Source organism: Priestia sp. ABM2_011 (assembly GCF_056158845.1).
In genome coordinates this window covers 1,825,906-1,838,245 of record NZ_JBSWUB010000001.1, presented here as the reverse complement: position 1 = coordinate 1,838,245, position 12,340 = coordinate 1,825,906, and the positions used below count along the sequence as shown (strand labels likewise).

General features: G+C 37.1%; 14 protein-coding genes and 1 pseudogene. 4 read left to right on the top strand and 11 right to left on the bottom strand.

The genetic code is table 11. From position 1 onward, the window contains the following. The 6 genes and pseudogenes from ACXAE4_RS09730 to ACXAE4_RS09705 all read right to left on the bottom strand — a co-directional run bounded on the left by ACXAE4_RS09730 (window position 1) and on the right by ACXAE4_RS09705 (window position 4,384). Complete coding sequence (locus ACXAE4_RS09730) at window positions 1-759, bottom strand: IclR family transcriptional regulator (protein ID WP_154974002.1); 759 nt, start codon at window positions 757-759, stop codon at window positions 1-3. A gap of 500 nt (window positions 760-1,259) precedes the next feature. Next, window positions 1,260-2,009 carry an ABC transporter permease gene (locus ACXAE4_RS09725; protein WP_098112488.1) on the bottom strand — a complete coding sequence of 250 codons (750 nt, stop codon included), beginning with the start codon at window positions 2,007-2,009 and terminating at the stop codon, window positions 1,260-1,262. Continuing rightward, on the bottom strand, window positions 2,010-2,771 hold the full coding sequence (locus ACXAE4_RS09720) for an ABC transporter ATP-binding protein (RefSeq protein WP_028414816.1): 762 nt from the start codon (window positions 2,769-2,771) through the stop codon (window positions 2,010-2,012). A gap of 189 nt (window positions 2,772-2,960) precedes the next feature. Then, complete coding sequence (locus ACXAE4_RS09715; protein ID WP_013058327.1) at window positions 2,961-3,314, bottom strand: DUF1048 domain-containing protein; 354 nt, start codon at window positions 3,312-3,314, stop codon at window positions 2,961-2,963. A gap of 70 nt (window positions 3,315-3,384) precedes the next feature. After that, entirely contained in the window at window positions 3,385-3,705 is a 321-nt protein-coding gene (locus ACXAE4_RS09710; RefSeq protein WP_028414817.1) for a PadR family transcriptional regulator, read from the bottom strand. A 246-nt stretch (window positions 3,706-3,951) separates the two neighbouring features. Continuing rightward, window positions 3,952-4,384 (bottom strand): annotated as a pseudogene (locus tag ACXAE4_RS09705) (DUF6892 domain-containing protein). 226 nt (window positions 4,385-4,610) lie between these two features. Between ACXAE4_RS09705 and ACXAE4_RS09700 the strand changes: the two are divergent. From ACXAE4_RS09700 to ACXAE4_RS09690, 3 genes are read left to right on the top strand one after another with little or no spacing between them, the layout of a single operon-like run. Continuing rightward, window positions 4,611-5,048 carry a MarR family winged helix-turn-helix transcriptional regulator gene (locus tag ACXAE4_RS09700; RefSeq protein WP_014458900.1) on the top strand — a complete coding sequence of 146 codons (438 nt, stop codon included), beginning with the start codon at window positions 4,611-4,613 and terminating at the stop codon, window positions 5,046-5,048. 49 nt (window positions 5,049-5,097) lie between these two features. Then, complete coding sequence (locus ACXAE4_RS09695) at window positions 5,098-5,745, top strand: SDR family NAD(P)-dependent oxidoreductase (RefSeq protein WP_028414818.1); 648 nt, start codon at window positions 5,098-5,100, stop codon at window positions 5,743-5,745. 49 nt (window positions 5,746-5,794) lie between these two features. After that, window positions 5,795-6,322: an NAD(P)H-dependent oxidoreductase gene (locus ACXAE4_RS09690; RefSeq protein ID WP_028414819.1), complete on the top strand. Its 528-nt coding sequence runs from the start codon at window positions 5,795-5,797 to the stop codon at window positions 6,320-6,322. Window positions 6,323-6,551: 229 nt separating this feature from the next. Here ACXAE4_RS09690 and ACXAE4_RS09685 read toward each other — a convergent pair whose 3' ends face one another. Continuing rightward, a complete protein-coding gene (locus ACXAE4_RS09685; protein WP_186806750.1) occupies window positions 6,552-6,713 on the bottom strand; it encodes a hypothetical protein in 162 nt (53 codons plus the stop codon). A gap of 265 nt (window positions 6,714-6,978) precedes the next feature. Between ACXAE4_RS09685 and ACXAE4_RS09680 the strand changes: the two genes are divergently transcribed. Then, a complete protein-coding gene (locus ACXAE4_RS09680; protein WP_028414820.1) occupies window positions 6,979-7,257 on the top strand; it encodes a hypothetical protein in 279 nt (92 codons plus the stop codon). A 418-nt stretch (window positions 7,258-7,675) separates the two neighbouring features. Here ACXAE4_RS09680 and ACXAE4_RS09675 read toward each other — a convergent pair whose 3' ends face one another. From ACXAE4_RS09675 to sftI, 4 genes are all read right to left on the bottom strand, one after another. Next, window positions 7,676-8,578 carry an AEC family transporter gene (locus ACXAE4_RS09675; RefSeq protein WP_098626300.1) on the bottom strand — a complete coding sequence of 301 codons (903 nt, stop codon included), beginning with the start codon at window positions 8,576-8,578 and terminating at the stop codon, window positions 7,676-7,678. Between the two features lie 91 nt (window positions 8,579-8,669). Then, window positions 8,670-10,103: an aldehyde dehydrogenase family protein gene (locus tag ACXAE4_RS09670; RefSeq protein ID WP_108674843.1), complete on the bottom strand. Its 1,434-nt coding sequence runs from the start codon at window positions 10,101-10,103 to the stop codon at window positions 8,670-8,672. A gap of 30 nt (window positions 10,104-10,133) precedes the next feature. Continuing rightward, entirely contained in the window at window positions 10,134-10,868 is a 735-nt protein-coding gene (locus ACXAE4_RS09665) for a GntR family transcriptional regulator (protein ID WP_049165930.1), read from the bottom strand. 84 nt (window positions 10,869-10,952) lie between these two features. Then, complete coding sequence (gene sftI, locus ACXAE4_RS09660; RefSeq protein ID WP_154974150.1) at window positions 10,953-12,293, bottom strand: sulfoquinovose isomerase; 1,341 nt, start codon at window positions 12,291-12,293, stop codon at window positions 10,953-10,955. Between the last annotated feature and the right edge of the window lie 47 nt (window positions 12,294-12,340).

Here is a 12,340-nt window from a genome sequence, read left to right as displayed (position 1 = left end):
TTAGCTCTTCGCCTCTTCATATCCAGCAATAAAAGATATATTAGTCGCTGTTTGAAGCAGCCTTTCTACAATAAAGTCTTTATGCTTCAGCATTCTTTCCTTAGGACCAGCTACACTAATAGCAGCTTGAATGCTTCCCTTCGCTCCAAATACAGGTGCAGCAAGGCAAAATAATCCTTCTTCATTTTCTTCATCATCAATTGCATAGCCCATTTGAATAAAAGAGTCTAAATTGTCGTTAAGAACTGTTTTATCTGTAATCGTATAGTCCGTAATAGGCAGCAGCTCCGTGTGTTCAAGCAGCTGTTCTCGCTGATCTTTAGGAAGAAAAGCTAAAAAAGTTTTTCCTAATCCGGTACAATAAAGCGGCTTTCGGTTACCAGGCTGAGCGGTTGTTCTAATAGAGCGATTATTATCAATCTTAACAACATAGACCAATTCTCCATCTGACAGCAAGGCCATAAACACAGTTTCTTGAACATCCTCCATCAGCTTCTTTAAATACGGTTTTCCCTCTGAAGAAATATCCAATGATTCCATAGCCGCTGTTCCAATTTGAATTAGCTTTGGCCCTAGCTTGTACTTCTTTAATGAGTCCTGATTCAAATACCCTTCATTATGAAGTGTTCCCACAAGATTAAACGTACTGCTTTGCGGAAACGAAAGTAAATCGCTAACTTCTTTTACTGTTAACCCCTCGGGATGTTGAGCAATCAATTCAAATACCCTTAATACACGTTCTGCTGATTTTACTGACATGAATAAACCCTCTCTAAATCACATATGTGATTTTAAATTTTATATATGATTTACTGATTTAAATATTATCATAGACAGATCATTAATTCAAAATATTTTTACAAATAAAACAAAAATACTTATGACAGAAACTGAAAAATGATTAATAAATACCAATATAAAAAAGCTTCTATGATGAAATCATAGAAACTAGAAAAAATTGTAATGGAAGTTAGTTATGAAAAATAGAGATTTTTTATTATCGATTTTTTTTAATGTATTTTTAGCTTATCTATGGGTCTTTCTCCTTTATTTAATTTTTGATTTTGTTCAGTTAGCTGTATAAACGATAAACTCAAAAGGTGAACAAGCCCTTGAGTACCAAGGGTTTGTTTTTTGCATGAGTTCCGGAAAGAGGCATTACGACAACTAGAAGTAATCCCTGTTTTATGCTATCAATACTTTACATTAAAATTCCGATGATTCCATATACGTTTGGTAGCTTGCTCAGTTTATAAAATTCACCCTAATTTGCGTTTGAATTCTTTACTAGCGAACAAGTAAGCGATGACCATGATACCTAGGCACCAGGCAAGGGCACTCCAGATATCGTTGCCAACAGATCCTTCATACAAGAGTGCACGAATCGTATTCACGATTGAAGTCACGGGCTGGTTCTCGGCGAATGCCCGAACAGCTTTAGGCATCGTTTCAGTGGGAACAAAGGCGGAACTAATAAAAGGTAGGAAAATCAGTGGGTACGAGTAGCCTGTGGCTCCTTCCATAGATTTCGCTGTCAGTCCTGGAATAATGGCCAACCATGTCAGGGCTAGCGTAAACAGCCCGAGTATCCCGGCTACCGCGAACCAATCTAGGATATCAGCGCTGGAACGGAAACCCATCAAGAGCGCGACGAAGATAACTATCACGATAGTAAGGGCATTGGAAACAAAAGATGTCAACACGTGAGCCCATAATACCGAAGAACGTTTAATGGGCATGGTGATGAAACGGGCCATCAGTCCACTTTTTACATCATTAAATAGCCGAACGGAAGTGTAAGCGACGCCGGATGCGATAGCCATCAGCAGGATTCCCGGTAATAGATAATTGACGTAATTGGCTGTTCCTGTATTTATAGCGCCACCAAATACGTAGACAAACAGTAGCATCATCATAATTGGCGTAATCGCCACCGTAATAATCGTATCCGGGCTGCGCATAATCGTGCGCATCAAACGTCCTAGTAATACAACTGTATTGTTTTTCATTTACATTTCCTCCTTTTTGCCGATGATTGCGAGGAAGATTTCCTCTAATGTTGGCTGTTTCTCAATGTATTCCACTTTTGCTGGGGGGAACATCTCTTTAAGTTCGGTAAGGGTACCGGTTTTGATGATTTTTCCGCCATGTAGGATGGCTATACGATCTGCCAGTTGTTCAGCTTCTTCCAGATACTGAGTCGTGAGCAAGATGGTCGTACCACCGCCAGCAAGCTCTTTGATAGTGTTCCAGACTTCAATCCGGGCTTCCGGATCAAGTCCGGTCGTCGGTTCGTCGAGAAAAATAACAGCTGGCGCCCCAATCAGACTCATAGCTATATCAAGTCGGCGCTTCATTCCACCGGAATATTGATCCGCCCGGCGATTGGCTGCATCGGTCAAGCTGAATCTTGCAAGGAGATTGTCAGCTACTTCATTAGGATTAAATACCCCTCGCAATTTGGCGATCATTATCAGGTTTTCCTTCCCAGTAAGCATGCCGTCTAACGCTGCGAACTGCCCCGTTAGGCTGATGTTTTGGCGGACGTCAGCCGGTTGACGTTGGACGTCAAATCCGCAAATACTTACTTCGCCGCTATCAGCCTTCATCAGTGTTGAAAGAATGTTAACTGTCGTCGTCTTCCCTGCTCCATTTGAGCCCAGCAGTGCAAAAATTTCACCGCGCTGCACCTCAACATTCACCCCTTTTAAAACTTCTTTGTCTTTAAAGGACTTTTTTAATTCTTTTACAAAAATCGCTGTATTTCTCATACGTTTTTCCTCCTTTTAAAAAGCTCCACAAGCTTGCTTGCTAGAACTGTCATGATGTAACTAAACTGAGCGTCTCGTAGAGCTAGGTTTTTGATACCTTACTATTCAGTCTGACTGATATTCTGTATCACTTAGTACTGAGTTTAAAAAATGACTGAATAGCAAAAGCAACTAGCTATTCAGTCGATGTTATTGATTAAATTTATTTTTTCCTAATCGTTCCTTAATACTCTGGTTCAAATCTTCACGATACTTAACCATATAAGTTTTAGCATTTGCCACTAATTCGTCAGCAAAGGAAGCCACATCGTCTCCAGTAATTTCGAGCACCTGTCTACCTTCTGCAGCACCTGCTTCGAATAAATCAATTAATTCATACTGCATGTGTAGCATATCCATTCCGTTGCCCGATGAGAAATTCCACATGTAGTTTTGAATTTTTTTAAATACAAACTGATAGTCCTCTGGCAAGGCTTCAACCCGTGCCATCATCATTTTATACTCTTTTTTATCACCAATCATTTTTTTGAATATTTCCAACATGTCATTTTTCCTCCTTTTTATAAAGCTTCATAAGATGCTTTAAAACTATCCGACGGTCTATCCTATGAAGCTAGTTTGACTTCAAGACGTTGATTTTTGATGATACAAAATCCCACCTTTTCCAAAACAACTCAAGCTCCTTGTAGCCCGCCTCATTAAGCGAATAAAATTTGCGGGGTGGGCCCATATCTGATGGTTTTTTTTCTATATTCACAAGTTTTTTCTTTTCTAATCGTACGAGAATAGTGTAGACCGTTCCTTCCACGACCTCGATAAATCCAAGCTCGTTCAGACGGCGTGTAATCTCATAGCCATAGGTTTCATGGCGGCTGATAATTTCTAACACACAGCCTTCCAGCGAACCCTTCAGCATTTCAGTTAAATTTTCGATCTTCAGAACCTCCTCTATATTGTCTGACTTATATTCTGTATTACTTAGTACCAAGCCAATTTTTACTTAATAACTTTTAAAATTAAGCTATTAAGTAATACTTAGTATATGTAGATTGTAATACTTAGTACCGGGCATTTCAACTATTTTTTAAAATATTTTAAAAATTATTTATGCTTTTTATTATAGAAAAACCATTCTTTATCAAAATGAGTTACTTCTGTTAGTACATTGCCTTCCTTCTCCTTAATCCTCAATCTCAATTCCAGCTTGTTTAAATGGTTCTAATACTTCTGGATCGCACATGGAAATATAGTCCACTGCTTTTAGATTCTTTAAGTTCTGAAACCCTTCAACAGATAGTACGTCAAATAAACTATCTTCACCGTCCCAATCTGGCTTTAGAATATGATAAATTTCATTACCTCCATCAAAGCAAAGGCATTCAACCTTTTCCAAATCACTCTTTTCCAGAGTTAGCTCTTCTAAATAATCTTTGATTTCAACAATGGGTCCAGCTCCAGAATACCATTCGAAATTATTCGTATACTTATCTTTTAAATCGGTTAATTTCTTTTAAATCGGTTAATTCTTTTAGAAATAATGGCTCTTGATCTAATAAAGCTTCAATAACCACTAATTTAAAATTAAAATCTTTAAACATTCCACTTCTCCCCATTTTGCTACCTCCGATTTTATCTCTGTATTAGGCTTGCAATCGCCCCTGCGCTATTCGTATTATAACAATCACCTATAAACAAAACCTGGGTTTTCACGTATATTTTTCGTTTTTATTATTTTCTCGTTGACGGCACAACTGAACCAAACATTCAACCACAACTTAGTTGACTTTACTTTTATTACGTGTTAATTTGTATATGCAAATGAAGAAAAGGAATGATTACATGAATAATGAAGAAGAACAAATATTAATACACTGTCTTTACTTTACAGCTAGCCGATTTGCTCGTAACATTACAAAATTAGCTGAAAAAACATTTGATTTTGGTGACGTCGCTCCTTCCTATCTTTACATGATTATGATTGTAAAGTTTCATCCGGATATCACACAGAAAGAACTGTGCCACAAGTTATCGATTGCCCCTTCTACAAGTACGAGGTTTATTGATAAACTTGAAAAATTAAAGCTTGTCGTCAAAAAAATGGATGGAAAGCAGACGAGGATTTCGTTAACGGATGAAGGAGAAAAAGTGTATCATCAGTTTCGCGTTTCTTTAAAAGAATTGTTTACTAATTACTCAGAAATATTAGGAGATGAATTTAGTAAAGACTTAAGTAAAATGCTGCATGAAGCGAGCAATAAGTTAGAGAAAGAATCGTAATTTTTTTACCCCTTCATTTGCATATACAAATATAATAGGAGGATTCAATATGTCTGAAAAACTATTACTAATTGTTGGTTCTGGTCCAGGGATTAGCTTAAATACAGCAAGAAAATTTGGAAAAGAAGGATTTAAAGTGGCTATGATTTCCCGTAGTATGGACTCCTTACAGAGATATGAAGATGAGCTTAAAAACGACGGAATTATAGCAAAAGGATTTCCAGGTGATGTCTCTTCTGAAGAATCTTTAAGAAAAGCCATCGATAAAGTAATTAAAACCTATGGAAAAGTTGATGTTCTTTTATACAATGCTGCTTCAGGAAGACCTGGCAAACCAACAACATTGAGCGCTGATCAATTAGTAGAAGATTTTAAAATCAGTGTAGCTGGAGCTCTTACTGCTGTTAAAGAAACAGTTCCCCATATGCAAAACGGAGCCATTTTGTTAACAGGCGGCGGATTAGCTCTTCATCCATATGCTGACTATTCTTCATTAGCGATTGGAAAAGCAGGCATTCGTAATTTAGCATATAGCTTGAATCAAGAACTTGCTTCAAAAGGAATTTACGTTGGAACATTGACTATTAAGGGTTTTGTTGAAGAAGGAACTTACGTCTCACCTGCAAATATTGCTGAGACCTTCTATCACATGTTTGAAAACCGAAAAGACGTAGAGGTCACTTTTGAAGAAAAGTAAAAATTTTTAACACATCATTTGTATATACAAATATAAAAGGAGTTTATTTATGAAAAAAACATTAGTTATTGTTGCACATCCCAATTTAACCACTTCAACTATTAACAAAACATGGAAAGATCGCTTGAGTCAAGAGAGCGACATTACTGTTCATGATTTATATGCCACATATCCAAACGGTACTATTGATGTTGCTTACGAACAACAATTGCTGCTTGAACACGAACGGATTGTGTTTCAATTCCCGCTCTACTGGTACAGCAGTCCTTCTTTATTAAAGGAGTGGCAGGATGTTGTTCTTAGTTATGGTTGGGCATACGGATCTGAAGGCACAAAATTGCATGGAAAAGAGTTTATGTTAGCCATTTCAACAGGCGGACCTGAAGCAGCCTATCAAGCTGGTGGATCCAACCTTTTCAGCATGAGTGAACTAACCAAACCGTTCCAAGCAACAGCAAACTTGACCGGTATGCGGTTTTTGCCTTCTTTTATAAAACAAGGAGTACGTATCTTAACGAACGAACAAGTCCATGAAAGTACTGAGGAGCTGGTACATCACTTAAAACTTACTTTTTAAGTGATGAGAATTAAAAATTGTAAAGTAGAGGAAAAAATTAAAAAGACTAACATTAAAAACCTTAAAGCCGACACTTACTATCGTTACCATGGCGGGAAACTCAGTTTATCATGAAGGGTTAATCATGATCTCTCGAATGAGACAGCTTTCTTATTTATTCATCGATCATGCACAACATTTCGTATAAGCTGTTAGAGAAAATAAGCGTTACCCAAAAAAGAGCAACCCTTCACAGGTTTGCTCTTTTTTTGCTTGCATAAAATTCAATAAACTCTTCTTTTGATAATGGCTTTAATTCTTCCTGTTCAGCTCTCATTCTTTTTTCAAGTTCATCTACCGTTGTATCTGCAATATTTTCACCTTTATGCCAATACATATAACGGTTTCTCATCTCGATAAACCTACACTTAGCTGCAAAATTCTCCAGAGAAAAAATACCGTAACCTGTATTTTCTCTTTTAGTGTGTTCAAATACGTAGATCGTTTCTTCCCCGTCGTTCGATAATTCATCGTCCTCTATTACAAAATATTTTATCGTATCACCTTACTCTTAGATTTATAGGATAGTGTATAGAAACTGTTGTTCTCTTGCTATATACAGTTAGTTAGTATGATAAAATCATAGAAACTAGAAAAAATTGTAATGGGAGTTAATTATGAAAAATAAAGATTTTTTATTATCAATTGTTTTCAATGTATTTTTAGCTTATCTATGGATCTTTCTCATTTATTTAATTTTTGATTTTGTTCAGTTAAAGGAGAATGCTTTGTTGCTTGGACTAACACTCGCATCCATAGGCACTCTACTCTTCGCAGAGGTAATAAGAAGAGTTAATCCCTTTGTGACATATAAAATTACTCACCCTGTAAAAATCGCAGGATTTATATCTTTTGGGTTGATTGCTAGTACGAATCTATATTGGATAAGTTTTTGAAGGTTATGATAAAAATTAGAAAAAGGAGCTTAATTTAAGCTCCTTTTTCTAAAAAATGCCGGTAACATCGATTTTTTTTGCATATATAATCTGAACGTAAAAAAGCTATTTCGATGATATTGGCATCGCAGTGAAATAGCTTTTTTCTTTTACAGTTTTTCCGTATAACCTCTTAAATTTCGAATTAAAAAAGAGATCCCCGTCAGTAAGCAATTAAGAAACAAATATTTAGTCAGATAGTGTTGAAAACTGTATGTGAAGTAGAAGTATAAGAAGAACACAAAACTAAAATAGAAAATGAATTTTAAATATCTTTTTAAAACAGCGTTATGAGGAGAATTCACGTTGACTACTCCTTTTAAAGTCATATAATAAAATTATTTTTTCAACCTATATTGGAACGTTTTTCTGTGTCATTTTATAAAACAATTAGAAAAATGATAGGTAATGTAGCAAGGCTTAAGGAGGTACTAATTAACGTTGCACTTGACACAAATTCCGGCTCTGTATTAAATTGAAGCGCGTACATAGTTGTATTAGCAGCTGTGGGCATAGCAGCCATAATAATCATAATTTGTTTAACCATCTCATCCACAGGTAGCAGAAGAGTTAGTATATAAGCGATAAATGGTGAGATTACAAGCTTGATAGCTAATGACCATGAAACTTTGGCTTTGGCTAAATTTCTAATTGATATTTTAGCAAGCTGCATGCCAAGTACGATCATGATGGTAGGAATAGCTGCACCCGCTACTAAATCAACCGCTTCTTTTACAGAGTTGCTTAATGGAATATGAAGAAACTGAAATATAGCTCCTAAAAGTCCCCCATACACAATTGGTATCCGTCTAACTGAGTCAATGGCTGATTTTATACCATTTCCCTGTGGACTTCCTTTAGCTGCATAGTAAACTCCAACTGTACACATGACCAATTGCTGTATGACCATTAAAATAATGGCAGAGTCTAAGCCTGTCACGCCAAAAAGTAATAAAACAACGGGTGTACCGTAGTTTCCATTATTCATAAATGAAGACGCTAATATCATTCCACAGGTTTCTGAAGTAGAATATCGCTGAAAATAAGCAATAATATAGACGACAGCAATTAATGCAAAGCAAAGTGCAAATGTGTATAACGTAAGATATAAGTAATCAATCGTAAATTTGGTTGTGTAAAATGTTTTGAACACTAGAACTGGAGACATCAAATAAAGTGCCATTGTTGAAATCGTTTTGGTATCAAATCCTATTTTCTTTTGTCCAATAAATCCAAGTGCAAAAATCCCGAAAATAGGAAGAAGGATTGTTAGGAACTCCATGTTTGTTCACCTTCGTCATTTTTTCTTTGTTATTTTCCAAATGAAAGACCTAGAAAATTAAGAATCTAGGTCTTTCATTTAAACTAATACATTATAAATTTAGAACAATGATACGTTCTTCCGTCATTTCTTCAATTGCATATTTTGGACCTTCTTTTCCGTTACCGCTCTTTTTCACACCGCCATACGGCATATGATCGACACGATACGCTGAAGCATCATTTACAATTAATCCGCCTACTTCGATTTCACGAGCTGCCTTCATAGCAAACTGTAAGTCGTTCGTAAAAAGGCCTGCCTGTAACCCATAGTCAGAATCATTTACTTTTGAAATCACTTCATCAATCTCATCATATTGAGCAATAGCTACTACTGGCCCGAATACTTCTTGACGACAAACTTTCATCTCATCATTTACATTAGTCAAAATTGTAGGAAGATAAAAAGCACCGTCACGCTTTCCTCCAAGTTCAATTTTTGCCCCTTCTTCCACCGCTTCTTTTACCCATTCTTCCACTCTCTCTGCTTCTTTAAGACGAATCATAGGTCCAATATCGGTTTGCTCATCCATTGGATTACCGACTACTAACTTTTCTGTTTTTTCTTTTAGCTTATTAACAAAAGCAGTATAAATATTCGTATGAACATAAATTCGTTGAACGGAAATGCAAACTTGTCCTGCGTTATTAAAGCTTTTTTGAGAAATTAAAGATGCAGCTTTTTCTAAATCAGCGTCTTTATGTACGACAGTAGCCGAATTATTTCCTAGTTCAAGTGAAACTTTACGTAAACCTGCCTTAGATCGGATAAGTTCTCCTACTCTTGGGCTTCCTGTGAACGTAAACATATTAACATCTTGGTTTTCTAATAACCATTCACCAATTGCTGCCCCATCTCCAGTCAATACTTGAAGGCGCCCTTTTGGCAGCCCTGCTTCTTCCATTAACTCAGCTAGCTTGAGCGCACAAATTGGAGTGACTTCAGCAGGCTTTAATACTACACTGTTCCCAGCTGCGATTGCCGGTCCAAGTTTATGACAAACTAGATTGATAGGTACATTAAACGGTGTGATAGCTGCAACAACTCCAACCGGGACTTTTACTGTAAAAGCCATACGATTCTCCGAGCCTTGAGCCGATTCAACAGGCACACCTTCTCCATGAATACGTTTTGCCTCTTCCGCTGAAATTTGTAAAGTTGTAGCCGCGCGCTCAACTTCTCCGCGAGATTCACGAATAGACTTTCCAACTTCAGTAGCCAAAATTTCAGCAAATTCTTCTTGACGGCTTAGTAATAGCTCAGCTGCCTTCATTAATACCTCGTAGCGTTCGTACGGTGAAAAAGTGTTTTTTAACGCCTCTTTCGCGCTGGCCACAGCTTTATTTACATCGTCTTTTGTGGCCACCGAGATTTCAGCTGCAGGCTGCTGCGTATATTTATTTAAGACTTCCATTTTTTCTGCTGTTGTTTCCCATTCCCCGTTTACATATAAACCATATTGTTTGACTTGAGTTAAACTTGTCATTATCTCCACATCCCCAATTGTATTAGCGTTTTATCTTGTAAGCTCAATATTGTAATGATATTTATCACTGCGATATTTTGTTACCGTAAATTCGAGTGGCTTATCATCAAAACCATAACTTACTCGTGTCATTTCAAGTAAAGCTTCTCCGCCTCGTATGCCTAACAGATCGGCTTCATAAATCGTTGCATTAATCGCAGATATCTTCTCTTTAGCTCGTTTCAAGAAGATTTCATTCTCTTCTAGCACTTCGTAAAATTTTGCACGATTTAAATCTTGTTCAACTAGTGTTTTTCCAATATGCGTAGGCCAACAAGAACGTTCAATAGCGATAGGCACCTCATCGGCAAAACGAATTCGTTCAATAACTAAAACTTCTTCTCCAGCATCCAATTCCAGCATGGAAGTTTCATAATATAAATCTTTTTTAAAATCAGTACGAATGAGTTTTGAATTTGGTGTTAATCCTTTTTCTGCTACTTCTTCTGCTAGTCCTTTAAGCTTGCCTAAGCTGCCGCCGATAAGAGGCTGTGGTTTTACAATTGTTCCTCTGCCTTGTTTTTTTTCCAGCAGCCCGTCCTGTACTAACATGGAAATAGCTTGTCTTAAGGTAGTACGGCTTACATCGAATTCTTGCATTAATTCCTGTTCTGTTGGAATTAACGTATTGGGCTTCCAAACTTTCTCTTGTATACGTTTAATTAAGACATCTTTCACTTGAAGATAAAGCGCGATATTTTTATTAGAACCAATTGTATCTTTCATGTTCTCAAACTCCTTTTAAGTTAGCGTTTGGTATTATTATATAGTATTGGCTAACTTTTACTGTAGCAGAGAAGTACGATTTTCTTAGACATAGACCTTTGTTTCTAGATTAAGCATACGTCCTAGTTCAATTAGATGTTCTGTCACATCACCATACACTAGTGCAAAGTGAGGTTCATACCCCGCATGCATAAGTTCATAAAGGGTGTCTGATGCATTTGTCGCTAACTCAACTTCTACAGATGTGCCTGTAAAAGGCTGCTCTACATCTAAGGCATCTCCTTTCATCACTAGAAGGCGATACCCATCAGGCGTATGACTTACCCTGAAGATCGTTACTTCTCCTGCTTTTAATCCGAAATCCATTGCAAAACCAATTTTTCTGTTAGGATGCACCCCTGCTGTTGCTCCAGTAGAAGGATTCGCGAGCGAATATGCTCCTGCACCGCAATGCCAAAAAACAACTGAGTTTTTTTCTTCGTCTATGTGAACTAAATCTCCCAGGTAAGGTGCATTTCCTCCTGCTAACTCACGCAAGATGAACATGGAGATTGATCCATGAATATCCGACTCACAGGATGTCACCATTCCGTCTTCCGTAAACTGAGACAGAGTTGAACACGGAGCAGCTCCTAAATCATTAAAGAAATCTGGCCAACATCGCATAGCTAATGCATCTAACTTTTCACGTTGAATGTGCTTTTTAATATATGTGGAAAATTGAGCGAATTTAGTAACGGTTTCATCGTTTCGATTCAGACCAATCACCTGCTTTTCTGCCCGCTCAACTTCCCCTATCCATTCGTGTTCTGGAAGCTTTACGCACTCTTTAAACGCTTCTTGTAAATCCATCTTATGAAGAGTTACGCCAAGTGCGTTTTTTAATTCATCTTCGTTAGCTTGTGAAAAGAAGAATCCCGGCGGATAATCTCCCACTACCCCAATTTTTAATTCATTTAATGCTTTTAACACGCGCATAACGTTAATTTGTCTTAATAGACGATCCTGCAAGGCTTTCTCATCTGGATTTCCAAATACAAATGCAAACGGATGCTGATGATTACGCAGCACATTACTGGTGCTATTTCCGCCTGTTAGAGAGTTTAAACGTAAACGTCCCCCTACACTTGGCTCACGTACGGACCAAACAATTACAGGCTGTTTAAAATACTCCAATATCTTAACCATAAATTCACCGTCAGCAAACGTAACGCTTTGATATAAGACGGTATCAATCTTATTCCCTTTAATTGAATCAAGAAATCCCTGTAATTCTTCAACTGATGTTATAATTTGCTCCGGCGCGATAAGAGTACTACAGTTGCCGTTCAGCCACTCCATACTTTTTTGACGATACATTTCAGCTGCTTCAATATCAAATGTTTTTCTACCTATAGGCACATATAAAACTGTTGTATTTTGCATATAGAGTTCCCCTTGTCGTAAAACTATTTGTTATAACCATTTTAAAA